Raw genomic sequence first — 24,655 nt, 5'->3', positions numbered from 1 at the left:
AGCGGGTTGTCTGGCCTGTGGGAGGTAGATATGTCTGCCGCTGCGCAGCGGACGTGTCAGAGAGGACGGTGCTGAAAGCGCAATTCAGGTTTATGATGGCCCACGGCCGAATAATCCTCACACGGAGTGCGCAATGCAGACCCTGTACCCGCAGATCAAACCCTACGCCCGGCACGATCTGGCCGTGGAAGCGCCGCATGTGCTGTATGTCGACGAAAGCGGCTCGCCAGAAGGTCTGCCGGTGGTATTCATCCACGGTGGCCCGGGGGCAGGCTGCGATGCCCAGAGCCGCTGCTACTTCGACCCCACGCTGTACCGCATCATCACCTTCGACCAGCGCGGCTGCGGCCGCTCCACGCCGCACGCGAGCCTGGAGAACAACACCACCTGGCACCTGGTCGAGGACCTGGAGCGTATTCGCGAGCACCTTGGCATCGACAAGTGGGTGCTGTTTGGTGGCTCATGGGGCTCCACCCTGGCCCTGGCCTACGCCCAGACGCACCCCGAGCGGGTGCATGGCCTGATCCTGCGCGGCATCTTTCTGTGCAGGCCACAGGAAATCCAGTGGTTCTACCAGGAAGGCGCCAGCCGCCTGTTCCCCGACTACTGGCAGGATTACATCGCGCCGATCCCGCCGGAAGAGCGTGGTGACCTGGTGTCGGCCTTCCACAAGCGCCTGACCGGCACCGACCAGATCGCCCAGATGCACGCGGCCAAGGCCTGGTCCACCTGGGAGGGCCGTACCGCCACCCTGCGCCCCAACCCGCTGGTGGTCGATCGCTTCTCCGAGCCGCAGCGCGCGTTGTCGATCGCCCGCATCGAATGCCACTACTTCATGAACAATGCTTTCCTCGAGCCGGATCAGCTGATTCGCGACCTGCCGAAAATCGCGCATCTGCCGGCGGTGATCGTGCATGGCCGCTATGATGTGATCTGCCCGCTGGACAACGCTTGGGCGCTGCATCAGGCCTGGCCGAACAGCGAACTGAAGGTGATCCGTGACGCTGGCCACGCGGCTTCCGAGCCAGGCATCACCGATGCCCTGGTGCGCGCCGCCGACCAGATGGCCCGGCGCCTGCTCGACCTGCCCCTGGAAGAAGCATGAGGGGCCTGCTGCAACGTGTGCGCGGCGCACGGGTGGAAGTAGCGGGGGAGGTGGTGGGTGCCATTGACCAGGGTTTGCTGGTGCTGGTGGCCGTCGAACCTGAAGATTCCCGTGAGCAGGCCGACAAACTGTTGCACAAGCTGTTGAACTACCGGGTGTTCAGCGACGAACAGGGCAAGATGAACCTGTCGCTCAAGGATGTCGGGGGAGGTTTGTTGCTGGTGTCGCAGTTCACCCTGGCGGCAGACACCCGCAACGGCATGCGCCCGAGCTTTTCGACGGCTGCGCCACCGGCCCTTGGCGCCGTAGTTGTTCGACTATCTTTTGCAGCAGGCGAAGGCCCGGCATACCGACGTGGCCAGCGGCCAATTTGGTGCAGACATGCAGGTGCACCTGGTCAATGATGGCCCCGTGACTTTTATGTTACAAATATGAGGTCGAAAAACCCCTTGTTTATAGGAAAACAAGGGGTTTTGTACGATAAATAGTTGTTCCAGCCTGATGCGTTGTCACGCGACCTGCTGGATAATCGCGCGCTGCATGGACCTGCGTTCGCAGGTTCGTTTCACTCTGACTCGAGTATTGTCTGGATCCGTTTGGGGAATCATTACGCCCTCACGGGGTCCGAACAGTGCTCGCCAACCCGGCATTTGTCGCTGGCCGTTGGTTTCATGATCTGTTTTCGGCGAGGGTTGCTCGTGATTGTTAGTCCCCAAAAAGCATCAAGAATCCCCGGAACCGGGCTGCGCAAGGCCCTGATGGCCAGTGTGGCACTGGTCGGCCTGATGAGCGCGGGCCAGCTGTGGGCATTCAATCTTGACGATGTTGCAGCCAAGGCAAAGGATCTGGCCGGCCAGAAGTACGACGCACCGAAAAGCAACCTGCCGGCCGTATTCCGCGACATGAAGTTCGCGGACTACCAGAAGATTCACTTCCTGCAGGAAAAGGCCGAGTGGGCCAATGACAAGACCCCGTTCAAACTGTCGTTCTATCACCAGGGCATGCACTTCGATACCCCGGTGAAGATCAACCAGGTCACCGCCACCAAGGTCGAGGAAATCAAGTACGACCCGAGCCGTTTCGAGTTCGGTGACGTGCCGCACGATCCGGAAACCACCAAGAACCTGGGTTACGCCGGTTTCCGCGTGCTGTACCCGATCAACAAGGCCGACAAGCAGGACGAGATCATGACCCTGCTTGGCGCCAGTTACTTCCGCGTGGTCGGTAAGGGCCACGTGTACGGCCTGTCGGCCCGTGGCCTGGCCATCGACACTGCGCTGCCGTCGGGCGAAGAGTTCCCGCGCTTCACCGAATTCTGGGTCGAGAAGCCCAAGCCCGCCGACAAGCATCTGGTGATCTACGCCCTGCTGGACTCGCCGCGCTCCACCGGTGCCTACAAGCTGACCCTGCGCCCTGGCAACGACACCGTGGTCGATGTGCAGTCCCGCGTGTTCCTGCGTGACCATGTCAGCCGCCTGGGCATTGCCCCGCTGACCAGCATGTACCTGTTCGGCCCCAACCAGCCGTCCAAGGTCCTCAACTACCGCCCGGCCCTGCACGACTCCGAAGGCCTGTCGATCCATGCCGGCAACGGCGAGTGGCTGTGGCGCCCATTGAACAACCCGAAACACCTGGCCGTGAGCAACTTCAGCGTCGAGAACCCGCGTGGTTTCGGCCTGATGCAGCGCCAGCGCGCCTTCAGCGATTATGAAGACCTCGACGACAACTACCAGAAGCGTCCGAGCGCCTGGATCGAGCCTAAGGGTGACTGGGGCAAGGGCACCGTCGACCTGGTCGAAATCCCGACTGCCGACGAGACCAACGACAACATCGTGGCCTTCTGGAGCCCGGAAAAGCTGCCTGAGCCAGGCAAGCCATTCGAGTATGCCTATCGCCTGCACTGGACCATCGACGAGCCGAAGTTCCAGGCCTCCGAGCTGGGCTGGGTCAAGCAGACCCTGCGCTCCACCGGCGACGTCAAACAGTCCAACCTGATCCGCCAGCCAGACGGCAGCGTGGCCTTCCTGGTCGACTTCGCCGGCCCGGCGCTGGCCGCCCTGCCGGAAGACACCGCCGTGCGCAGCCAGATCAGCGTGGGCGACAACGCCGAGGTGGTCGAGAACAACCTGCGCTATAACCCTGAGACCAAGGGCTGGCGCCTGACCCTGCGTTTGAAGGTCAAGGAAGCCAACAAGTCGACCGAAATGCGTGCCGCGCTGGTGCGTGACGTGCCGGTCGAAGCCGCCAAGCCTGCCAAGGACGCCAAGCAGGACAAGGCTGCAGCCAAGCAAGCCAAGGCCGAGAAAGCCGCCAAGGCCGAACAACCTGCCGCCGATGCGGCGCCCACCAACGGGACCCCGGCCACCACCGAGAAGGTGCTGACCGAGACCTGGAGCTATCAGTTGCCTGCCGATGAGTAACTCAAGCGCAAGGCCGGAATCGCTTCGCGAGTACCTGGCCCACCTACCACTGAGCGACGAGCAACGGGCGGAACTCGCCAGCTGCACGTCATTCAGTGAGCTGCACCAACGCCTGGCGGCCAACCCGGCCGCCAGCTCTGCCGAGGCCGTGCAGGCCTCGGTGGGCCCGCGCCTGACCGTAGGCAGCGCCGCCGAGCTGGAAGACGCCGAAATGCTTGGCGTCGACGGCAGCGGCCGGCTGTGCCTGAAAATCGCCCCGCCGATCAAGCGCACCAAGGTCGTGCCCGAGCCGTGGCGCACCAACGTGCTGATCCGCATGTGGCGGCGCATGACCGGCCGCACCAACGCCCCGCAGCCGCCCAAGCGCGAGCTGCCGCCGGCCCGCTGGCGCACGGTCGGCTCGATCCGCCGTTACATCCTGCTGGCGCTGATGATCGGCCAGACCATTGTTGCCGGCTGGTACATGAAAGGCATCCTGCCGTACCAGGGCTGGTCGTTCGTGGACTTTGACGAAGTCGTCAACCAGCCGCTGTGGGACACCGTGGTGCAGGTTTGGCCGTATGCCTTGCAGACGTCCATCCTGGTTCTGTTCGGTATCCTGTTCTGCTGGGTATCGGCGGGCTTCTGGACCGCGCTGATGGGCTTCCTCGAGTTGCTGACCGGGCGTGACAAATACAAGATTTCGGGTAGCAGTGCAGGCAACGAGCCGATCGCGCCCGAGGCGCGTACCGCGCTGGTGATGCCGATCTGCAACGAAGACGTGCCGCGCGTGTTCGCCGGCCTGCGCGCAACGTTCGAGTCGGTGGCCGCCAGCGGCAACCTCGACCGCTTCGACTTCTTCGTGCTCAGCGACACCAACGACACCGACATCGCCGTGGCCGAACAGCAGGCCTGGCTGGACGTGTGCCGCGAAACCAAAGGTTTTGGCCGCATCTTCTACCGCCGCCGCCGACGCCGGGTGAAGCGCAAGAGCGGCAACCTCGACGACTTCTGCCGTCGTTGGGGCGGCGAATACAAGTACATGGTCGTGCTCGACGCCGACAGCGTAATGAGCGGCGAGTGCCTGAGCAGCCTGGTGCGCCTGATGGAAGCCAACCCGGATGCCGGCATCATCCAGACCGGGCCGAAGGCTTCGGGCATGGACACCCTGTATGCGCGCCTGCAGCAGTTCGCCACTCGCGTGTATGGCCCGCTGTTCACCGCTGGCCTGCACTTCTGGCAGCTGGGCGAATCGCACTACTGGGGCCACAACGCGATCATCCGCATGAAGCCGTTCATCGAGCACTGCGCCCTGGCGCCGTTGCCGGGCAAGGGGGCGTTCGCCGGTGCAATCCTCTCCCACGACTTCGTCGAAGCTGCGCTGATGCGCCGCGCCGGCTGGGGCGTGTGGATTGCCTACGACCTGCCAGGCAGCTATGAAGAACTGCCGCCGAACCTGCTCGACGAGCTCAAGCGCGACCGCCGCTGGTGCCACGGCAACCTGATGAACTTCCGCCTGTTCCTGGTCAAGGGCATGCACCCGGTGCACCGTGCGGTGTTCCTTACCGGGGTGATGTCGTACCTGTCGGCGCCGCTGTGGTTCCTGTTCCTGGTGCTGTCGACCGCGCTGCTGGCGACCAACACGCTGATGGAGCCACAGTACTTCATCGAGCCGTACCAGCTCTACCCGCTGTGGCCGCAGTGGCACCCGGAAAAAGCCGTGGCGCTGTTCTCCACCACCATCGTGCTGCTGTTCCTGCCCAAGCTGCTCAGTGTCATCCTGATCTGGGCCAAGGGCGCGACCGAGTTTGGCGGGCGCATCAAGGTCACCCTGTCGATGCTGATGGAGATGCTGTTCTCCATGCTGCTGGCACCGGTGCGCATGATCTTCCATACCCGTTTCGTACTGGCCGCGTTCCTCGGCTGGGCCGCGACCTGGAACTCGCCGCAGCGTGACGACGACTCCACGCCGTGGAGCGAAGCGGTGCGCCGCCATGGTCCGCAGACCCTGCTGGGCATTGCCTGGGCGGCGCTGGTGGCCTGGCTGAACCCGAGCTTCCTGTGGTGGCTGGCGCCAATCGTCGGTTCGCTGGTACTGTCGATCCCGGTTTCGGTGATCTCCAGCCGCACCCGCCTGGGCCTGGCGGCCAAGGACGAGAAGCTGTTCCTCATCCCCGAGGAATACGCCACCCCGCAAGAGCTGCTGGCCACCGACCAGTACACCCACGAAAACCGCTGGCATGCCCTGCATGACGGTTTCGTGCGGGCTGTGGTCGACCCGCGACAGAACGCCCTGGCCTGCGCCATGGCCACTGCCCGTCATGGTCAGGCGGCACCGATCGAGGCACTGCGTGCCGAGCGCGTGGCCAAGGCGATCGAAGTCGGGCCGAAAGGACTGGACCTCAATACCCGCCTGGCCCTGCTCAGCGACCCGGTGGCGCTGACCCGCCTGCACGAGCAAGTGTGGGCCGAGCACAACGCGGCGTGGATCGATGTGTGGCGTGCGTCGATCAAGAACGACCCGCATTCGCCGCTGTTGCCGCTGCATCCGGAGAATGAAGGCCAACCGGCACTCGTCGGCGCCTGATCGGGCCTCTTCGCGGGCACGCCCGCTCCCACAGGTACAGCGCATGCCTCAACGGCTGTGCAGTACCTGTGGGAGCGGGCGTGCCCGCGAAGCTTTTAGGGCCTTCCCTCTATTTTGGCCAACAAAGTCCCCCCCGGCTCTAGGTCCCCGGGCCGCCATGCGTTAGCATCCCCCTCGATATGACGCATCGGCCGCCAGGGCCATGCCAACAATAAGATTCGCTACTTTTCTTGCTAGGGGACTTGGTGATGATCAAGAAATACCTTTCGCGACTGCTGGTCGGTGTCACCGCCCTGGTCGCCGTGACAGCGGCCCAGGCCGGCGCCATCGATGACGCGGTCAAGCGCGGCACCCTGCGGGTGGGCATGGACCCGACCTACATGCCGTTCCAGATGACCAACAAGCGTGGCGAAATCATCGGCTTCGAGGTCGATATCCTCAAAGCCATGGCCAAGTCCATGGGCGTCAAGTTCGAGGCGGTCTCCACCGCCTATGACGGCATCATCCCGGCCCTGCTGACCGACAAGTTCGACATGATCGGCAGCGGCATGACCCTGACCCAGGAGCGCAACCTGCGCCTGAACTTCAGCGAACCTTTCATCGTGGTTGGCCAGACCCTGCTGATCCGCAAGGAGCTGGCGGGCGAGATCAAGTCGTACAAGGACCTGAACAACGAGAAGTACCGCCTGACTTCCAAGCTCGGTACCACGGGTGAAATGGTTTCCAAGAAGCTGATCGGCAAAGCCAAGTACCACGGCTACGACAACGAGCAGGAAGCGGTGATGGATGTGGTCAACGGCAAGGCTGATGCCTTTGTCTATGACGCGCCCTACAACGTGGTGGCCGTGGAGAAGGCCGGTGCCGGCAAGCTGCTGTTCCTCGAAGAACCCTTCACCTACGAGCCGCTGGCCTTCGGCCTGAAGAAAGGCGACTACGACAGCATCAACTTCATCAACAACTTCCTGCACCAGATCAAGCATGACGGGACCTACGATCGTATTCACGACAAGTGGTTCAAGAACAAGGACTGGCTGAAGGACATGGAATAAGGCCCAGGCCACAAGCCCGGCTTTATGACCCCGACGCGCAGGCAAACCCTGCGCGTTCGCATTTACGGAAGTACCCCACGTGATCAAACACAAGAAAGCCCAGTGGCCCTGGCACGGTTTGACTGCCCTGGTCCTGGTGGGCCTGGCGTTCAGCCTGTACATGGCCACCTCGATGATTTCCTACGAGTGGCGCTGGAACCGCGTACCGCAGTACTTCGCCTACAAGGCCGAGGAAGCACAGCGCGCCGCCGGTTACGGCACCGTGCAGGAGATCGTCATCTCGGGTGACAATGCCCGTGTCACGCTGAAAGACGAGAATGGTGACGAGCAGGTACTCGACGTGGCCAAGGACAGCCTGCAGCTGTCTCGTGGCGATGATGTTTCCGAAGGCGACCAGATTGGCGTCACCCGCCACTGGGCGGCCGGCCCGCTGCTTTGGGGGCTATGGACCACCCTGTGGATTTCGGTGGTGTCCGGTGCCCTGGGCCTGCTGATCGGCCTGTTCGCCGGCCTCTGCCGACTGTCCAGCAACCCCACCCTGCGTGACCTGACGACGGTATATGTCGAACTGGTGCGTGGTACCCCGCTGTTGGTGCAGATCTTCATCTTCTACTTCTTCATCGGTACCGTGCTCAACCTGTCCCGCGAGTTTGCCGGGGTGGCGGCACTGGCGCTGTTCACCGGCGCCTACGTGGCCGAAATCGTGCGTGCCGGCGTGCAGTCCATCGCCAAGGGCCAGAACGAGGCGGCCCGCTCGCTGGGCCTGAACGCGGGCCAGTCGATGCGCCACGTGATCCTGCCGCAGGCCTTCAAGCGTGTGCTGCCGCCTTTGGCCGGCCAGTTCATCAGCCTGGTCAAGGACACCTCGCTGGTCTCGGTGATCGCCATCACCGAACTGACCAAGAGCGGCCGCGAGGCCATTACCACCTCGTTCTCGACCTTCGAGATCTGGTTCTGCGTGGCAGGCCTGTACCTGCTGATCAACCTGCCGCTGTCGCACCTGGCCAGCCGGCTCGAGCGGAGGCTTGCGCAAAGTGATTGAAGTCCGTGACCTGCTGAAAGTCTTCGACACCCGTGGCCACGTGGTACGGGCTGTGGATAATGTCACCACCCAGGTCGCCAAGGGCGAAGTGGTGGTGGTGCTCGGCCCATCGGGTTCGGGCAAGTCGACCTTCCTGCGCTGCCTTAACGGCCTGGAGCATTTCGACGAAGGCCATGTGGCCATCGACGGCCTGCAACTGGCTGACCCGAAGACCGACATCAACGCATACCGCCGCGAAGTCGGCATGGTGTTCCAGCACTTCAACCTGTTCCCGCACATGACCGTGCTGGAGAACCTGTGCCTGGCGCAGAAGGTGGTGCGCAAGCGCAACAAGGCCGACCGCGAAGCCAAGGCCAGGGCTCTGCTGGAGAAGGTGGGCATTGCGCAGAAGGCCAATGAATACCCGTCACGCCTGTCCGGCGGCCAGCAGCAGCGGGTGGCGATCGCCCGTGCTTTGGCCATGGACCCGAAAGTGATGCTGTTCGACGAGCCGACCTCGGCGCTCGACCCGGAAATGGTCGGCGAGGTGCTGGACGTGATGAAGACCCTGGCTCAGGAAGGCATGACCATGGTCTGCGTCACTCACGAAATGGGCTTTGCCCGCGAAGTGGCGGACCGCGTGTTGTTCTTCGACCATGGCAAGTTGCTGGAAGATTCGGCGCCGGCCGCGTTCTTCGCCTCGCCGAAAGACCCGCGTGCGCAGGCGTTCCTGCGCCAGGTGCTGTAACCCGCACTGGCCTCTTCGCGGGCATGCCCGCTCCCACAAGGGTAGCGATATACCTGTGGGAGCGGGCGTGCCCGCGAAGAGGGCGACGCGGTTTCAGATGTTGAACCGCCCGACCATCCCCCGCAGCTGCTGCCCCAACTGCTCCAGCTCGCCACTAGAAGCCGCCGTCTGTTCACTGGCCGCACTGGTCTGATCCGACACATCGCGCACATTCAGCACACTACGGTTGATCTGCTCGGCCACCACACTCTGCTCCTCGCTGGCCGTGGCAATCTGCTGGTTCATGCCCTGGATGCTCGACACCGTGTCGGTGATCTGGCTCAACGCATGCCCGGCCTTGCGGCTCAGCTCGACGCTCTGCTCGGTCAGGTTCTTGCTGCTGTCCAGCAGGCGGGTCACTTCGTCAGTGCCGTTGTGCAAGCTGTCGATCAGTTGGCCAATTTCCTCGGTTGCCGTCGAGGTCCGCTGGGCCAGGCCACGCACTTCATCGGCCACCACGGCAAAGCCACGCCCGGCTTCACCCGCCCGTGCCGCTTCGATCGCCGCGTTCAGGGCCAGCAGGTTGGTCTGCTCGGACACCGACTTGATCACATCGAGGATGCTGCCAATGCGCTGGCTTTCGCCCGCCAGGTGCTGCATGGCGGCCAGGCAATGGTCCATCTGCCCGGCCAGTTGCTCGATACGGCCGATAGCCTCGGCCACCACCTGGTCGCCCATCTGCGCCTGCTGGTCGGCATTGGTCGCGGCCAGCGAGGCCTGTTCGGCGTTCTGCGCCACTTCCTGCACGGTGGCGCTCATCTGATTCATGGCAGTCGCCACCTGGTCGGTTTCCTCGCGCTGCTGGTTGATGCGCAGCTTGGTATCCTCGCTGCTGCCTGCCAGCTCCGAGGCAGCTTGTGACAGTTGGCTGACGCCCTGGTCGATACCCCCGATAAGCTCGCGCAGGCTCAAGGTCATTTCACGCATGCTGGCCTGCAATTGCCCCATCTCGTCGCGGCGTTGCACTGTTTCGACCTGGCTCAGGTCGCCCTTGGCAATGCGTGCGGCCACGGCCAGGGTCTGACGCAAGGGTTGGGTGATCTGCAGGGTGATCAGCCAGGCGGCCAATACGCCCACCACCAGCGCCAGCAGCGCCACGCTGGTCAGCAACGAGCGGGCAGCCAGGGCTTCGCTGTCACGTTGCTCGATCTTGCGCTTGCCAAGCTCCAGGCTTACCGCGCGCAACTCATTGCCCATCTTTTCCAGGCTGTTCTGCAATTGCTCGACGTGCACCGCGGCGCGTCGGTACTGGTCCAGGCTGGCGCGGTATTTGCCCAGCTCGACACCGGGTTGCTCGGTAACGGCACGTGGCAGACGCAGCGGTGCAAGGCTCTTGAGCAGTTGCCCCAAGCTGGCATCGGCAGCGTTCAGGGCGTTGTCGCCAACCTTGGCGAAGTCCTCGACAGGGGTGAAAGTGTAGGCAGGTACCAAGCTCTGCTGGTTGGCGCCATCGACATGCCGGCTGAGGGTATCCATCAGGCCCAGCACAGCGCCTTGCTGACTGTCGGCAGGCATCTCCAGCAAGGCCTGGGTCTGCAGTTTGTCGATCGCCTCGTTGAGCGTCTGCTCCTGCAGCTGCATGGCCTCGCGCAGGGCGACACGGTTGGCGACGCTGCGTTGCAGTTCGCTGAAGTCATCGCGCAAGCGTTGCAGCAGCGTCAGCTTTTCGGTCAGCAATTGCCGCGATTCATCGACGCTGCTGCGTTGTTGCAGGGTGGTCAGCATGTTGTGCAGTTGTTCGAGGATGCTGGCTATCCGCGATTTGCTGGCATCGTCGTTGAGCACGCGGTAGGTAATGCTTTCCGCGCGCAGGTCTTTGGTCAGGTCGTTGATCAGGCCTATTTCACTGAGTTGCTGTGAGCGCACGATGGCGTCATCCAGCGCGCGCCAGCCACTGATGGTGGTGGCCAGGGTGAGCAGCAGAACCACGGCGAAGCCGAGGGCCAGCTTGGCAGCGACACTGATGTTGCCAAGCTTGCGGTTGAGGTAGCCGAGCATGGTGAGCCTCCGGGCGATTGAGAGAGGGGATGCGGGCGGATTGCCGGCATCACACCTCTGCCAATCGGCAGCGGAGCTGTAGGACTTGACCTGATAATCAGGTAGGAAATTTCACTTCAACACGTAGGAATGCTCCGCCTGTGCCGGCCTCTTCGCGGGCTTGCCCGCTCCCACAGATACTGCACAGACTTTGAGAGCTGTGCGGTCCCTGTGGGAGCGGGCAAGCCCGCGAAGAGGCCGGAAAAGGCGGCCCATTCTTCAGATCAGAGCCTGAACCGCCCCACCAACCCCTGCAAATGGGTACCCAGCCGCGCCAGCTCCACGCTGGAGCTGGCCGTCTCTTCACTGGCCGCCGAGGTCTGATCAGAAATATCCCGCACGTTCATCACGCTGCGGTTGATCTCTTCTGCAACGGCCGTCTGTTCTTCCGCCGCAGTGGCAATCTGCTGGTTCATCGCCTGGATCGACGACACGGTGCGAGTGATGGTTTCCAGTGAGCTGCCGGCGCGGCGGGTCAGTTCAACGCTGCTATCGGTCAGCTGGCGGCTGCTGTCCATCACGCTGGCCACGCGCTGGGTGCCGCTCTGCAGGCCGGCAATCAGCTCTTCGATCTCTTCGGTCGATTGCTGGGTGCGCTGCGCCAGGCTGCGTACCTCATCGGCTACCACCGCAAAGCCACGCCCGGCCTCGCCGGCACGGGCCGCTTCGATCGCCGCGTTGAGGGCCAGCAGGTTGGTCTGTTGGGCCACCGACTTGATCACGTCGAGTACGCTGCCGATCTTGTCGCTCTCGGCCTTGAGCTGGTTCATCGCTTCGCTGGAGTTGACCACTTCGCCGGCCAGGCGCTCGATCTGCGCCACCGCCTCGCCCACCACACGGTCGCCTTCACGGGCTTGCTGGTCGGCCATCAACGCGGCTTCGGAGGCCTGCTCGGCATTGCGTGCCACTTCATGCACGGTGGCGGTCATCTGGTTCATGGCGGTCGCTACCTGATCGGTCTCGACCTTCTGGTTGTTGACCCCGGCGCTGGTCTGCTCGGTCACCGCCGACAGCTCCTCGGCAGCGCTGGCGATCTGCGTGACGCCATCACCGATGCCGCCGATCAATTCACGCAGGCCCTGGGTCATGCGCTGCATGCTGGCTTGCAACTGGCCCAGTTCGTCGCGGCGTTGTACCTGCAGGTCCTGGGTCAGGTCGCCACTGGCCACGCGTTCGGCGGCGCGCAAGGTCTGGCGCAGCGGGATGATGATCTGCCGGGTGATGGCCCAGGCCGCCAGCAGGCCGAGGGCCAGAGCCAGAGCGGTGGCCACGGCGAGCAGGGTCTTGGCCTGGGCCGCGCCGGCGTCACGCACCTCGGTCTGCGAGGCGGTCATCGCCTGGCTGGTCTGCAGCAGTACCGTACCTTGCTCGGCCATGTGCTGAAGGGCTTGCTCACTGGCGGCCTGGGCATTGCCGAACTGGGTGACTGCGTCGCGGTAGCCGGCCATGGCAGTGGCGGCATCGTCCAGGCTGGCGGCATGTTCCGCCGGTACTTTGGCCGGCAGCGCGCGCAATTCGGCCAGGGCCTGGTCTATGGCCTTCAGTGCCGTTTGCTGGAAATCGGCATTGCCGCTGTAGGTGTAGCCACGCACCTGGAAGCGCGCCTGTTGCAGCAAGGCGCTCACGTCCACCGCGTGCTGGTACTGGTTGATATCGCCACCTTGCAGCAGCCCTCGCTGTACCCGGCCGATCAGTTCGGCAGCCTTATCGGCGCTGTCGCCCAGCACGTCACGGCTGGCTTCGCGGCGTTGGCCGGCCTGTTTCAGCTCGTTGAACGCCTGCTGGTACGCACGCACGGCCTCGCGTTGTTGCTCCAGGCGCTGGCGGTCGGTGGGTTGTTCGATCTGTCCGAGCATCAGCTGCACCTGGCGGTCGAGGTTGCCCAGGGCCTTTTCCAGCTCAGCCACCGAGGCTTCGTCACGCTGGCGCTGGTAATGCTGGCGGGCGATACGCAGTTCCTGGGTGTACTGCTGGATGACCGAGATGTTTCCCAGCTTGTCGCCACGGTCAATGATGCTGTCCATGCCGTGCCAGCCGGCCAGGGTGATGGCTAGCGTCAACAGCAGCACCAGACCGAAGCCCAGCCCCAGTTTGCGATTGACGCTCACATTACCCAATGATTGGGCGAACCATTGATACATGTACGACTCCCCGGCGGCTTGGCAGCACCATTAATTGTTGTGTTGCCAAGGCAATCGGCCTGGGGAAGGGAAACTTTATGGGTAAAAATTGACTTGTGTGTCAGAAAATCCGTGAAAGCAGCGCCGTTACTGCCGTCTCGACCCGCAGGATACGCTCGCCCAGTTGTACCGGTGCCAAGCCTGCCTTGCCCAGCAGGTCCACTTCATAAGGGATCCAGCCACCCTCGGGGCCGATGGCCAGGGTCACGGGCTGCTCCACGGCGCGCGGGCAGGCAGGGTAGGGGCCGGGGTGGCCGACCAGGCCCAGGGTGCCTGCGGCGATGGCCGGCAAGCGGTCTTCGACGAAGGGCTTGAAGCGCTTCTCGATGATCACCTCGGGCAGCACGGTGTCGCGCGCCTGTTCCAGGCCGAGGATGAGGTTCTCGCGTATGCTGTCCGGGTGCAGGAAGGGGGTTTGCCAGAAGCTTTTCTCGACCTTGTAGCTGTTCACCAGGATCAGCCGCGGCACACCAAGGGTGGCCACGGTCTGGAACAGCCGGCGCAGCATCTTCGGCCGGGGTACGGCGAGCACCAGGGTCAGCGGCAGTTTGGCCGGTGGCTGCTGGTCAAAGGCGACTTCCAGTTCGGCTTCGTGTTGTTCCAGGCGCAGCACCGTGGCTTTGCCCATCAGGCCGTTGATACGGCCCACGCGCAGGTTGTCGCCCACCGCCACACGGTGGATGTCCTGCATGTGGGTGAAACGCCGGTCAGCGAGAACGACGCGGTCGGCCGAGACGAAGTCGGCCTCTTCAAGGAGCAACAAGTTCACGGTTGGGTCGCTGGTGGCTGGTCGTTGTGGTCGTTGGCGGCGCTATCGTCGGCTTCACTGCGTTTGCGGATCAGGCTGCCGCACAGCACGCCGATCTCGAACAGCAGCCACATAGGTACGGCCAGCAGGGTCTGGGAGAAGATGTCCGGTGGGGTAAGGACCATGCCGACCACGAAGCAGCCGATGATCACGTAGGGGCGAATCTTCTTCAGATACTTCACGTCGACCACGCCGATCCATACCAGCAGCACCACCGCCACCGGGATTTCGAAGGCCACGCCAAAGGCGAAGAACAGCGTCATCACGAAGTCGAGGTAGCTGGCGATGTCGGTCATCATCGACACACCTTCCGGCGTGGCGCTGGCGAAGAAGCCGAAGATCAGCGGGAACACCAGGAAATAGGCGAAGGCCATGCCGGCATAGAACAGGAAGATGCTCGACACCAGTAGCGGAATGGCGATGCGCTTTTCATGGCGGTACAGCCCGGGCGCGATGAAGCCCCAGATCTGCTGGAGGATGAACGGGATCGCCAGGAACAGCGAGACGATCATGGTCAGCTTGAACGGCGTGAGGAACGGCGAGGCCACGTCGGTGGCGATCATCGTCGCATTGGCCGGCAAGTGCTCGCGCAGTGGAGCTGAGACCAGGGTGTAGATCTGCTGGGCGAAGGAGAACAGCCCGGCAAAGATCAGGAAAATGACGGCAACGCAGCGCAACAGGCGGGTGCGCAGTTCGGTCAGGTGCGAAACCAGCGGCATTGGCTGGTCGTGTTCCGGATTCTCGCTCATGGGGCTCGCGGCGGTTGAGGCGGTTCAGAAGGCGTGGCCGGGGTGGCAGTGGTTTCGACCGGCCTGGCTTCGAGCCCGGCGGGCGGCTGCACGGTGGCGGTGGTGACAGGCGGCTGCGCCGGTGGCGTCATCGGGTTGAGGATACGCTTGGCTTCCTCTTCCATCTGCAGGATGTGCTCGTTGTGCAGCTGGCGGCGGATTTCGTCGGCGCCGATTTCGCGCTCCACTTCCATCTTGATGCTGTTGAAGCTGCGCTTGAGCCGGCCGATCCACAGGCCTGCCGTGCGCGCGGCACCGGGCAGGCGCTCGGGGCCGAGCACCAGCAGGGCGACCAGGCCGACGAGCAGCAGCTCGCTGAAACTGATGCCGAACATGGGTCAGTCTTTCCGCTGCGGCTCTTGGGCCGGCTGGGCCTGGCCTTCGATGGTGTGGCCCTGGTTCTGCTGGGCAGTGTTCTGCACCGGTGGAACGGGTTGGGCAGGCGGCGGGGCCTGCTCGGCCGGCTTGTTCTCTTCGTCGCTCATGGCCTTGCGGAAGCCCTTGATCGACTCGCCCAGGTCACTGCCGAAGTTCTTCAGCTTCTTGGTGCCGAACACCAGCACCACGACCACCAGCAGGACGATCCAGTGTTTCCAGTCAAAGATACCCATTTCGTACTCCTGAAAAATGTGTGTACAGCAAATCGATCCGGCAACACGGTCCCTGTGGGAGCGGGCAAGCCCGCGAACACCGGCGCAGCCGGTGCCATGCATTGCGTCGCATGCTTCGCGGGCATGCCCGCTCCCACAGGAGGCGAGCAGCACCCGCCTCAAAATACGTCAGGCAGATGGTTGCCGCGCGGCCTTCTCATCATGCCCGGAAAGCCCGAAACGGCGGTCCAGCTCATCCAGCACGGCTTGCGGATGCTGGCCCAGCGCGCTGAGCATTACCAGGCTATGAAACCACAGGTCGGCGGTTTCGTAGATGACATCGCTGTAATCCTTGCTGATCGCGGCATCCTTGGCGGCAATGATCGTCTCGATCGACTCTTCGCCGAGCTTTTCGAGAATCTTGTTCAGGCCCTTGTGGTACAGGCTGGCCACGTAGGAGCTGTCGGGCGCCGCTTGCTTGCGTTGTTCAAGCACTTCGGCCAGGCGGTTGAGGGTGTCGCTCATGTCAGTGTCCTGCGCTGTAGATGGCATCCGGGTCTTTCAGGACCGGGTCGACGGTTTTCCACTGGCCGTCTTCGAAGACGCGGTAGAAGCAGCTTTCACGGCCGGTATGGCAGGCGATATGGCCCAATTGCTCGACCATCAGGATGATCACGTCGGCGTCGCAGTCCAGGCGCATTTCATGCAGCTTCTGCACATGGCCGGATTCCTCGCCCTTGCGCCACAGCTTGCCACGCGAACGCGACCAGTAGATGGCACGCTGTTCGGCGGCGGTCAGAGCCAGCGATTCGCGGTTCATCCAGGCCATCATCAGCACGCGTCCGGTCTTGTGGTCCTGGGCGATCGCCGGTACCAGGCCTTCGCTGTTCCACTTGATCTCGTCCAGCCAGTCTTTCATCGTCGACTCCAAAGCGGGCCCGCTCCTGTGCCGGGCCCTTTGCGCTAGTGTGCCAGCCATGGGCGCGGCTGGCTATTGGCGCACGATCAGGTAAAGGCCGGCGGCCAGCATCAGCCAGGCCGGCCACGCGGTAGGGGCGGCCAGGCTGGCGGCCTCGGCGGCACCAGCGGCCAGTACCGCGCCGCCGCCCAGCAGGCCGGCACCCAGCAGGCGCAGTGGCCAGCGGTCGCCCTGGCGACGGCGTTCGGGCAGTTGCGGGTCGTGCAGGTGCGGTTGTGACAGGCGTTCGAGGACGTCACGGGCCATGTCGGCCAGGTGCGGCAACTGCTCGACCTGGCTGTGGATGTTGCCAAACACGGCTTTGGGGCTCATGCGGTCACGCATCCAGCGTTCGAGGAATGGCTTGGCGGTGCTCCACAAGTCCAGGTCGGGGTACAACTGGCGGCCCAGGCCCTCGATGTTGAGCAGGGTTTTCTGCAGCAGGACCAGCTGCGGCTGCACTTCCATGTTGAAACGCCGTGCCGTCTGGAACAGACGCATCAGCACCTGGCCGAAGGAAATATCCTTTAACGGTTTTTCGAAGATCGGCTCACAGACGGTGCGGATCGCTGCTTCGAATTCATTGACCTTGGTGTGCGCCGGTACCCAGCCCGAGTCGATGTGCAGTTGCGCAACGCGGCGGTAGTCTCGTTTGAAGAAGGCGATCAGGTTACGCGCCAGGTAATCCTGGTCCTCGTCCGTCAGGCTGCCGACGATGCCGCAGTCGATGGCGATGTACTGCGGGCTCCAGGGGCGTACCGTGCTGACGAAGATGTTGCCGGGGTGCATGTCGGCGTGGAAGAAGCTGTCGCGGAACACCTGGGTGAAGAATACTTCCACGCCGCGTTCGGCCAGCATCTTCATGTCGGTGCGCTGATCGGCGAGCGTGGCCATGTCGGTCACCGGGACGCCATAGATGCGTTCCATCACCAGTACTTTCGGCCGGCACCAGTCCCAGTACACCTGTGGCACATACATCAGCTCGGAGCCTTCGAAATTACGGCGTAGCTGGCTGGCATTCGCCGCTTCGCGCAGCAGGTCGAGTTCGTCGTAGATGGTTTTTTCGTAATCGCCGACGATTTCCACCGGGTGCAGGCGGCGAGCGTCGGCGGAGACACGTTCGGCACCTTTGGCTATCAGGAACAGCCAGGCAATATCAGCGGCGATCACCGGTTTCAGGCCTGGCCGGACAACCTTGACCACCACCTCTTCGCCACTTTTCAGGCGGGCAGCGTGAACCTGGGCTACCGATGCGGAGGCCAGAGGCTCGACGTCGAAGCGGCTGAAGACTTCGCCCACCGTGGCTCCGAGCTGTTCTTCGATCAGCGCCACGGCCTGCTGCGGATCGAACGGTGGTACGCGGTCTTGCAGCAACATCAGCTCGTCAGCGATGTCGGTGGGCAGCAGGTCGCGGCGGGTCGACAACAACTGACCGAACTTGATGAAAATGGGACCCAGGTCTTGTAGCGCCAGTCGCAGGCGTGCGCCGCGGCTGAGCGCGGACGGGCTACGGGGTAGCCAACGCCACGGCATCAGCAGGCGCAGGCTCATCAGCCACCAGGGTAGCGGGTAGTCGAACAGCAGGTCATCCAGCCGGTAACGGATGACTACACGCTGGATGCGAAAAAGACGGCGGACGGCGAGCAGCTTCATGCGTTATCGCTGGTATCAAGGGATCGGGAGAGGCGCTTGAGGCGCGCCTCGAGGCGTTCTGTATCGAGTTTCAGGGCGTCGAGTTCGCTGAAGGCGGCTTCGGCTTCACGCTTGCCCACCAGGGTGCGGGACTCTTCGGCCAGGTACTCGGAAAGATTCTGGCTGAAGCGCGCCAGGCCCTGGCGGGTCCAGCGTGCGCGCAGGCGGATGTGGCCGGCCACCAGCGCCGTGGCAACCGGGCCGAGCCAGCGTTGCAGCTCATGCTCCCAGTCAAGTTCCAGGTCCTGCAGCACACCGAACAGGTCGAGCAGCACGGCACTGTCGCCATGCAGCTCGACCTGGGGGCTGTGCAGCACGGCAGTCTTGTCCCTGGCCAAGGCCAGTTGCGCCAGGCTGCCGGCCGGGGCGCGCAGGCTGCAGTCGACCTCGCCCTCCCAGTGGGCAGCCAGCATCAGGCCCTCTTCATCGGGCAGGATGAACACCTGCAGGGCCGGTTGGCGGCAGTCGATCTCGATGACCTTGCCTTCCAGCGCAGCCAGCCGCGGCAGGGCCGTGCTGTCCATGCGCAGGACGCGGTTCAGGCCATGTTCGACGCTGGCGAACAACCCGGCCAGCAACATCAGGGCTTGATTCCCCGGTGCACGGCGACGATGCCGCTGGTCATGTTGTGATAAGTGACGCGGTCGAAACCGGCCTCGACCATCATGGCCTTCAGCGTTTCCTGGTCGGGGTGCATGCGGATCGACTCAGCGAGGTAACGGTAGCTCTCCGAGTCGTTGGTGATCAGCTTGCCGGCCAGCGGCATGAAGGCGAACGAGTAGGCGTCGTAGGCCTTGGACATGAGCTTGTTGGTCGGTTTGGAGAATTCCAGCACCAGCAGGCGACCGCCCGGCTTGAGCACGCGCAGCATCGAGCGGATGGCTTCGTCCTTGTGGGTGACGTTGCGCAGGCCGAAAGCGATGGTCACGCAGTCGAAGTGGTTGTCCGGGAATGGCAGCTTCTCGGCGTCGGCCTGGACGAACTCGATGTTGCCGGCCACGCCACGGTCGAGCAGGCGGTCACGGCCGACCTTGAGCATCGATTCGTTGATGTCGGCCAGCACTACCTGGCCGGTCGGGCCGACCAGCCGCGAGAACTTGGCGGCCAGGTCGCCGGTACCGCCGGCGATGTCCAGTACACGGTTGCCGGCGCGTACGCCCGACAGCTCGATGGTGAAGCGCTTCCACAGGCGGTGCATGCCGCCGGAAAGCACGTCGTTCATCAGGTCGTACTTGGCCGCTACCGAGTGGAACACCTCGGCGACTTTTTTCGCCTTCTGGCTTTCAGGGACGTCCTGGTAACCGAAATGGGTGGTGGGTTCGGCGTGGTCGCCTTTGCGCTGGTCGTTCATATCGCTTCACCGGAAAAAATTACCGCCATTCTAGGGCGAACGGGCGGATTTGTCTTGGCGGGGTGTGCCAGTGGGCAGGGGCGGGCATAATGCCCATTATGTCTTCATCTTCAGGAACACCCGCATGACTCAGATCAGCGTCGAACGCAAACATTCCCTCGGGCGCGATGCCGCCCGTGCCAAGGCCGAAGCGCTGGTCGACAGGCTGACCCGCGAATACGACCTCAAGGCCACCTGGAACGGCGACCGGGTCGACGTGGCGCGCAGCGGTGCCAACGGCAGCGTGCATATCTTCGATGACCGCATCCGGGTCGAATTGAAGCTGGGCATGATGTTGTCGATGATGAGCGGCACCATCAAGGGTGAAATCGAGCGGGCACTGGACAAGGCCCTGGCCTGAGGCCAGGGCGGTCGGCAGCAAGGTGTGGCTGTCACCGGGACGGGAAGGGGATCACACCCTCGACCTGGGCCAGGCGCAAGTCGCTACGATAGATCTGCAAGCGCTCCGCTGCGCTGCTGGCCTCTTCCATTTGCGCGTCGCGGGCCTTGCCCCGCGGCTCCCAGAATTTCAGGTGGCCTTTGACAAAGGCCCGGGCCGGGGCATCTGCGCTGCGGTAGTGGAAATGCGCTTCCCAGAGCACCGCTTGGGGAGCCTGGACGTCCCTGATCTGGTACACGTCGAGATAGTCGTCGGGCTTGCTCAGCGCCTTGCGTGCGGTAGTCCGGGCAATTTGCAGGCGTTGCTGCTCGCTGAGGTAGCGTAACGCCTTGCTGTCCGGATGACGGGTGTTCAGGTAGACATTCGTGAGCAGGCGGCTTTTTTCAAGCGTGACCGTTTCGACGGCCTGGTTCAGTTCACTTGCCAGTTCGAGGTCTTTCGGTTTGCTGCTGCCGGCCAATTGCCGCGAAGCCTCACGCATATCTTCTATCTGCCAGTCCATCAGGTCGGCCAGGCTGTTCGGCTCCTCGGTATAGAGCGCGGCGATTGCCATGCGCTTGTCCTTCTGCGCCAGCAGGCGGGCTGCACGGTGCCGCAGTTGCGCCCGGTCCGGCGCCGCGGGCTGCTGTTGGCCGGGCACCTCGAACCATACGCCGTCACGTTGTTCGTACTCGCCAGCGGGTTGTTGCGTGAGCGGGTTGCGCTGGATGGCCTGGTTGCCTTCGCGCCCAGGCTCGACCAGGAGCGAACGGCCTCGAGAGGTGTGTATCACTGTTCGCCTGCCGGCCCTGACGCGGTGGGTGACACGCGGTACTGCCGGCGGTGCGCTGGTCTCGATACCGGTCAGGGCCGTGTTCAGTTCGAGTTCGGTCAGCTTCACCAGGGCTTGCAGTTGCGCGACGTAATCCGCAAGCATGGCCGCGTCGATGGCTGGGTCTTCATAGGTTTGCAGGTAGCTGGCCTTGCCCAGTACGGCTCGATACTCACGCAGTGCATCGCCGAGAATCTCCGCCTGTTGCGAGTAGGGCAGGTTGGCTGCGGCCAGGCCGTCGTGGCTCCACAGCATCGAAGAAAAATGCTGGTCGCAGAGGGCATCCTGCAATGGCAGCAGTTCGGCGGCTGTTTCAGGGGTGAGCAGGCTCTTGTCCAGTGTGAGGTAGGCCATGTCGCTGAGGGTTTGCGCACGTACGATCAGCGTCGAATAGGGGCGCAGCTCGATGGCTTGCTCGATTTTGGTTTTCTTCTGGGCATAACGGACGCGGTTATCATCGAGTGCCAGGGGCAATGTCTGGTCCAGCCTTTCGCTGACCACCAGAATGCGCCGGGCGACATCGAGAGCATCGCGCGTGGCCTTGCGCAGCTTGGCATAGCGCGACAGTTGCTCCTGCCCCACCGGGAATTTCTGCAAGCCACGGGCAAGCTCCCGAAGCTGCTCATGGTCTGGCAGCTCGAACAGGCGACGGAGCAGCAGCATGTCGTTGTCGATGGCGGTCTCGGTCCACTCGCTGAAGCTGTGTTCGATGCGGCCAGCACGGTCGTATCTGGCAAAGCGCGGTTCCAGCATCTGCCTGAATGCGTCGACGTTCTCTTTCAGCACCGTGGCCTGTTTTTCCAGAAACCAGGCTCACCCCCTTCAGGTCGAGCAAATGATGTTCGCGCAATGCCAACAGTTGCTGACGTTGCGTCTGAAGGGCCTCTGGCAGTGGGCTGCGCTGGGTTTCGGGAAGGGCCTGGTAAGCCACGTTGAACGCTGCTGCCAGGTCATCATAGTCCTGCAGCTTCAGACGGCTTTTCTCCATGAGCGGTTCCAGCCTGGATAATGTCGTTCGGTTCGCCTTGGTGGTTTCCAGCAATTGCTCGTAGGCCTGGTGGTTGTGCGAGCGGACCTGTTCGGTATTGGGCATGCCGCCGGGCCCTGAGACGTTGATCACCCATTCCTCATTCCAGCGGGTCAACCATGGGCCTCGGCTGCGCTCACGGCCGACGATGTGGTAGCCGTCGTCGGCACCACCCCATTGCGCGACCCATTCGCTGCTGCTCTCGTCCGGGCCGATGATTTGCACGCCACCCCAGGTCTGCTGCACCTCGAAGGCGATATCCTTAAGTTTCACGTAGTATCGCTGGTCCACTTCGTACAGGCCGCGCAGCCGCCCCGTGCCCAGTGGCGTATAACCCTGCAGTGACTGCCTGGCCTGCAGCCTGACCAGTGCCCGGATCCCTTCCGGCGTGACGTTGGCCAGGCGCTGGTTGGCACCCCAGCTATCCACGCTGATGGGCCGTGGTCGTGGCTCCGCCGTGGGTCTTGCCCAAGGCCGCTCTTCCATTGGTCCGGCCGAACGCCCTGATGCTGCGTTGCGCTCGACAGGTTCGCTGAAGCGCACTGCCACAGGTGCTTCGGTAGCTGATGTGGCATGCGCCACGCGATGGGCCAGCAGCATCGCCAGGTTGGTCAACAGATCGGTGGCCGCCACGATCCGCTCATCGCGACCGCCATCGGCCAGTATTGCCAGGTCGTCCTTGGCCGCCGACAGCGCCGCCAGCAGCCAGGCGACGTTGGCCAGCAATCCGGACCAGAATACCGTTGCGGTATTGAACACCGCCCATGCAGCCTCTTTCGCCAGGGCCCATCGCTCCTGCGCGTTGGACACGCTGCGGGTGGATGCGACGTGCAGGATGGCTTCGACCCTGGCGTCAAACAGGTGGCTGTCGAGGTTTTCTGTCCAGGCCTCGAACGAGGCATCCACCGGCCGCCTGAGGTTGTCCAGGGCGGTAGCTGTCAGCGCCGAGTTGACGCCGAACAGGTGCGCCAGGCTAGACAGCTTGGGGTGCAGGTGGGGGAAGTTGAAGCCATCATTTTCATACACCTCGCGTACTTCGTCCTTCAGCCAGTGCAGGACGCTGCGCTGCAGCTCGCCCTGTTTGCGGATAGCAACCATCAGCGACGCCAGGCTGGTGAATTCCTGTAGCGTCTGGTCGGCATAGAACGGTCGGTACAAGATCCAGCTGTGCAGGCCCGGCAGTTCGATGACGAACATGCCATGCGCTCGATCGCTTGCCGAGGCGCCGGGCGCGCAGCGAAAGGCCAATGGGGCGATACGCGGCTGTTCGAGGCTATCGCCAATACCTGTGCAGAAGTTCAATAGTGCCCGCCGTGTGTGTTCGCTGAGCTGCTCGCTGATACTGGCCTTGAGCACGCTGAAGCGCAGCCCGGAACGCCATTCCCAGGCGTACTGGCTGATCCGTTGCGCCCTGCGCGGCTGTACCTCGACCTGCTCTCGCAGAAAGCCCGGGTATGAGCCACCGATATCCACCTGGTGAATCAACTTGTGTACCTGATCGATGCTCAACCAGCTGCCAGCCGGGGCGCTGACCCGGGTCATGACTTCGTTCACTGGCAAGCGGGCGACGGCCAGGCTGGTCAGGCTTTCGTGGCGCAGGAACAGGTATTGCGGGTTTTCGGCTGAACTGTTCGGGATCAGTTCCGAAACGGCAATCAGCACCGTGTCAGGATCGTAGACGGCGTTGTCGGGATAGGTGGCCTGGGTCTGCTCACGTAGCCGGCGGTTGGCATATTGCTCGATGGTTTCGATATCGCCAAGCGAGGTCGCGCCCCCGCTGTGGCCTTGGCGGGCGGCGAGATCAAGCAGTGCGGCGTGGTATTCGAAGCGGTCTTCGGGCGTAGCCCCTGCGAGCCAGCCTGGCAGCTGGAGGGTTGGCACGCCTTCGACCAGGTATGGCTGCTGCAAAAAGTGCAGCGATGGATCGCTGACATGTGCATAGGCGTCTTCCATTTCGCTGACTGTCTGCACGTGTGCAAGGCTCAGGCGGCGGATATCGTCGAGGATCACGTTGAGCATTTGCCTGGCTTGGTAGGCAAACGGGTCGCCTTCCAGCGCGGTACGCGACCAGGTCAAGCGGTCGAAGTGATAACGCTCAGCCATTTCGTCCTGTAATGCGGCCGAGAACGCTGCCTGGTCCGGGTAGCTCCGAATGGTGCCGCAGGGTTTGCACCACAGCAGCTGGGAAGCACCGCGTGTCGTGCTCAGCAGCAGGTCTGGCACTGGTCGCTCGAAGGTCTGCCAGCCGACGCCGAACTCAAGCCGCATGGCGCTGATGGTAATGCCGGTTCGAGTGCCATCGAGCATGGCGTACAGCGTGGCTGTCGCATCTGCATCAAGGCCTTGGCGCTGCACATTGCTTAGCATTGCAGCCTTGATCAGCAGCTCAAGCCAATGTAGGCGGGATACCCCCGAAAGTGGGTCCGAGCCGCTCCAGTAACTGATCTGAGCCTGCTGAAACGCCTCTGTCAGGGTATCCAGAAGACCATCGAGATCGCTGGACACCTTGTACATGTCCAAGGTTATCCCTGGCTGGGCAATGCTGTTGGCACCTTGTTCCTGGGCGAGGAACACCTGCGGCGGACTGATGCTCAACGCGTCCGAACCCTTCAGTTGCAGGTGTTTGCCGGTACGCAAGTGTTCCAGTAGTGCATCCAGCAGCAAGGGTTGCCGGGCGGGTTCGCCTTGGCCGGCTGGGGCCTGGAGGATGTGGAAATCATCAAGCGATGCCAGTTGCGGGTGATTGCTGCGGATAAACGGGTAGCGGTCGACAAGGGCATTGAAGCCTTGCAGGGACAATACCTCGCGCAGGCCTGGGCGTTTACCGAAGCAGCTTGCTACCCGTTGTCGGAAAGTGGCTATGGGAGTGGAATCGGTCATGGCATCGGGCTCCAGTCAAGTGAGGCCCGGCAGGCTAGGCGATACGGCCTTCGCTGCTGCGGTATATGTATGGGTACGCCGTGCAGCTTAGGGTGAGGTTTCTAATTTTTATCCCTACCTTGTGCTCAAGCCCAACCTCCATGGGC

At 63.1% G+C, this 24,655-nt stretch carries 19 protein-coding genes and 1 pseudogene; 8 read left to right on the top strand and 12 right to left on the bottom strand.

Features of this window, described 5'->3' with window-relative positions; genetic code table 11:
- Nucleotides 1-133 precede the first annotated feature (133 nt).
- From pip to QIY50_08680, 7 genes and pseudogenes are all read left to right on the top strand, one after another.
- Nucleotides 134-1,105 (top strand): prolyl aminopeptidase, encoded by a 972-nt coding sequence (gene pip, locus QIY50_08710; protein WGV22242.1) that lies wholly within the window; start codon nt 134-136, stop codon nt 1,103-1,105.
- Nucleotides 1,102-1,540 (top strand): annotated as a pseudogene (gene dtd, locus QIY50_08705) (D-aminoacyl-tRNA deacylase). The gene pip and the pseudogene dtd overlap by 4 nt, the downstream one beginning before the upstream one ends.
- 263 nt (nt 1,541-1,803) lie before the next feature.
- Nucleotides 1,804-3,525, top strand: a complete 1,722-nt coding sequence (locus QIY50_08700) for a glucan biosynthesis protein G (GenBank protein WGV22241.1) — start codon at nt 1,804-1,806, stop codon at nt 3,523-3,525.
- Nucleotides 3,518-6,091 (top strand): glucans biosynthesis glucosyltransferase MdoH, encoded by a 2,574-nt coding sequence (mdoH, locus tag QIY50_08695; protein ID WGV22240.1) that lies wholly within the window; start codon nt 3,518-3,520, stop codon nt 6,089-6,091. Before QIY50_08700 ends, mdoH begins: the two co-directional genes overlap by 8 nt.
- A 251-nt stretch (nt 6,092-6,342) precedes the next feature.
- Nucleotides 6,343-7,140 carry a transporter substrate-binding domain-containing protein gene (locus QIY50_08690; protein WGV23021.1) on the top strand — a complete coding sequence of 266 codons (798 nt, stop codon included), beginning with the start codon at nt 6,343-6,345 and terminating at the stop codon, nt 7,138-7,140.
- A gap of 79 nt (nt 7,141-7,219) precedes the next feature.
- Nucleotides 7,220-8,182: an amino acid ABC transporter permease gene (locus QIY50_08685; protein WGV22239.1), complete on the top strand. Its 963-nt coding sequence runs from the start codon at nt 7,220-7,222 to the stop codon at nt 8,180-8,182.
- Nucleotides 8,175-8,909 (top strand): amino acid ABC transporter ATP-binding protein, encoded by a 735-nt coding sequence (locus QIY50_08680; GenBank protein ID WGV23020.1) that lies wholly within the window; start codon nt 8,175-8,177, stop codon nt 8,907-8,909. Before QIY50_08685 ends, QIY50_08680 begins: the two co-directional genes overlap by 8 nt.
- Before the next feature lie 93 nt (nt 8,910-9,002).
- On the opposite strand, the gene QIY50_08675 is transcribed toward QIY50_08680, so the two are convergent.
- The 11 genes from QIY50_08675 to ubiE form a co-directional block, all read right to left on the bottom strand.
- A complete protein-coding gene (locus QIY50_08675; protein ID WGV22238.1) occupies nt 9,003-10,946 on the bottom strand; it encodes a methyl-accepting chemotaxis protein in 1,944 nt (647 codons plus the stop codon).
- 263 nt (nt 10,947-11,209) lie between these two features.
- On the bottom strand, nt 11,210-13,126 hold the full coding sequence (locus tag QIY50_08670) for a methyl-accepting chemotaxis protein (GenBank protein ID WGV22237.1): 1,917 nt from the start codon (nt 13,124-13,126) through the stop codon (nt 11,210-11,212).
- Nucleotides 13,127-13,226: 100 nt separating this feature from the next.
- Nucleotides 13,227-13,934 (bottom strand): 16S rRNA (uracil(1498)-N(3))-methyltransferase, encoded by a 708-nt coding sequence (locus tag QIY50_08665; protein WGV22236.1) that lies wholly within the window; start codon nt 13,932-13,934, stop codon nt 13,227-13,229.
- A complete protein-coding gene (gene tatC, locus QIY50_08660; GenBank protein WGV22235.1) occupies nt 13,931-14,722 on the bottom strand; it encodes a twin-arginine translocase subunit TatC in 792 nt (263 codons plus the stop codon). The genes QIY50_08665 and tatC overlap by 4 nt, the downstream gene beginning before the upstream one ends.
- Entirely contained in the window at nt 14,719-15,096 is a 378-nt protein-coding gene (gene tatB / locus QIY50_08655) for a Sec-independent protein translocase protein TatB (GenBank protein WGV22234.1), read from the bottom strand. The genes tatC and tatB overlap by 4 nt, the downstream gene beginning before the upstream one ends.
- Nucleotides 15,097-15,099: 3 nt before the next feature.
- On the bottom strand, nt 15,100-15,372 hold the full coding sequence (locus QIY50_08650; GenBank protein ID WGV22233.1) for a twin-arginine translocase TatA/TatE family subunit: 273 nt from the start codon (nt 15,370-15,372) through the stop codon (nt 15,100-15,102).
- 168 nt (nt 15,373-15,540) lie between these two features.
- Nucleotides 15,541-15,876: a phosphoribosyl-ATP diphosphatase gene (locus tag QIY50_08645; protein ID WGV22232.1), complete on the bottom strand. Its 336-nt coding sequence runs from the start codon at nt 15,874-15,876 to the stop codon at nt 15,541-15,543.
- A 1-nt stretch (nt 15,877) separates the two neighbouring features.
- Nucleotides 15,878-16,270: a phosphoribosyl-AMP cyclohydrolase gene (gene hisI, locus QIY50_08640; GenBank protein ID WGV22231.1), complete on the bottom strand. Its 393-nt coding sequence runs from the start codon at nt 16,268-16,270 to the stop codon at nt 15,878-15,880.
- A gap of 72 nt (nt 16,271-16,342) precedes the next feature.
- Nucleotides 16,343-17,962, bottom strand: coding sequence for a ubiquinone biosynthesis regulatory protein kinase UbiB (ubiB, locus tag QIY50_08635; GenBank protein ID WGV22230.1), 1,620 nt, complete (start codon nt 17,960-17,962; stop codon nt 16,343-16,345).
- On the bottom strand, nt 17,959-18,582 hold the full coding sequence (locus QIY50_08630) for an SCP2 sterol-binding domain-containing protein (protein ID WGV22229.1): 624 nt from the start codon (nt 18,580-18,582) through the stop codon (nt 17,959-17,961). The genes ubiB and QIY50_08630 overlap by 4 nt, the downstream gene beginning before the upstream one ends.
- On the bottom strand, nt 18,582-19,352 hold the full coding sequence (ubiE, locus tag QIY50_08625; GenBank protein WGV22228.1) for a bifunctional demethylmenaquinone methyltransferase/2-methoxy-6-polyprenyl-1,4-benzoquinol methylase UbiE: 771 nt from the start codon (nt 19,350-19,352) through the stop codon (nt 18,582-18,584). The genes QIY50_08630 and ubiE overlap by 1 nt, the downstream gene beginning before the upstream one ends.
- A gap of 124 nt (nt 19,353-19,476) precedes the next feature.
- Here ubiE and QIY50_08620 point away from each other — a divergent pair, with 124 nt between their 5' ends.
- A complete protein-coding gene (locus QIY50_08620; GenBank protein WGV22227.1) occupies nt 19,477-19,752 on the top strand; it encodes a polyhydroxyalkanoic acid system family protein in 276 nt (91 codons plus the stop codon).
- Nucleotides 19,753-21,224: 1,472 nt separating this feature from the next.
- Here QIY50_08620 and QIY50_08615 read toward each other — a convergent pair.
- On the bottom strand, nt 21,225-24,509 hold the full coding sequence (locus QIY50_08615) for a hypothetical protein (GenBank protein ID WGV22226.1): 3,285 nt from the start codon (nt 24,507-24,509) through the stop codon (nt 21,225-21,227).
- Nucleotides 24,510-24,655: the final 146 nt, after the last annotated feature.

Origin of the sequence: Pseudomonas putida (assembly GCA_029953615.1) — a bacterium.
GTDB lineage: Bacteria > Pseudomonadota > Gammaproteobacteria > Pseudomonadales > Pseudomonadaceae > Aquipseudomonas.
Note: the sequence above shows the minus strand (reverse complement) of the source record. Positions and strands in the feature narration are given on the sequence as shown.

Excerpts from the sequence above, each read along its gene's own strand:
- QIY50_08670 (WGV22237.1), bottom strand. The coding sequence starts at position 13,126 with ATGTATCAATGGTTCGCCCAATCATTGGGTAATGTGAGCGTCAATCGC.
- QIY50_08675 (WGV22238.1), bottom strand. The coding sequence starts at position 10,946 with ATGCTCGGCTACCTCAACCGCAAGCTTGGCAACATCAGTGTCGCTGCC.
- tatB (WGV22234.1), bottom strand. The coding sequence starts at position 15,096 with ATGTTCGGCATCAGTTTCAGCGAGCTGCTGCTCGTCGGCCTGGTCGCC.
- pip (WGV22242.1), top strand. The coding sequence starts at position 134 with ATGCAGACCCTGTACCCGCAGATCAAACCCTACGCCCGGCACGATCTG.
- QIY50_08615 (WGV22226.1), bottom strand. The coding sequence starts at position 24,509 with ATGACCGATTCCACTCCCATAGCCACTTTCCGACAACGGGTAGCAAGC.
- QIY50_08630 (WGV22229.1), bottom strand. The coding sequence starts at position 18,582 with ATGTTGCTGGCCGGGTTGTTCGCCAGCGTCGAACATGGCCTGAACCGC.
- QIY50_08650 (WGV22233.1), bottom strand. The coding sequence starts at position 15,372 with ATGGGTATCTTTGACTGGAAACACTGGATCGTCCTGCTGGTGGTCGTG.
- ubiE (WGV22228.1), bottom strand. The coding sequence starts at position 19,352 with ATGAACGACCAGCGCAAAGGCGACCACGCCGAACCCACCACCCATTTC.
- ubiB (WGV22230.1), bottom strand. The coding sequence starts at position 17,962 with ATGAAGCTGCTCGCCGTCCGCCGTCTTTTTCGCATCCAGCGTGTAGTC.
- QIY50_08645 (WGV22232.1), bottom strand. The coding sequence starts at position 15,876 with ATGAGCGACACCCTCAACCGCCTGGCCGAAGTGCTTGAACAACGCAAG.
- QIY50_08620 (WGV22227.1), top strand. The coding sequence starts at position 19,477 with ATGACTCAGATCAGCGTCGAACGCAAACATTCCCTCGGGCGCGATGCC.
- hisI (WGV22231.1), bottom strand. The coding sequence starts at position 16,270 with ATGAAAGACTGGCTGGACGAGATCAAGTGGAACAGCGAAGGCCTGGTA.
- tatC (WGV22235.1), bottom strand. The coding sequence starts at position 14,722 with ATGAGCGAGAATCCGGAACACGACCAGCCAATGCCGCTGGTTTCGCAC.
- mdoH (WGV22240.1), top strand. The coding sequence starts at position 3,518 with ATGAGTAACTCAAGCGCAAGGCCGGAATCGCTTCGCGAGTACCTGGCC.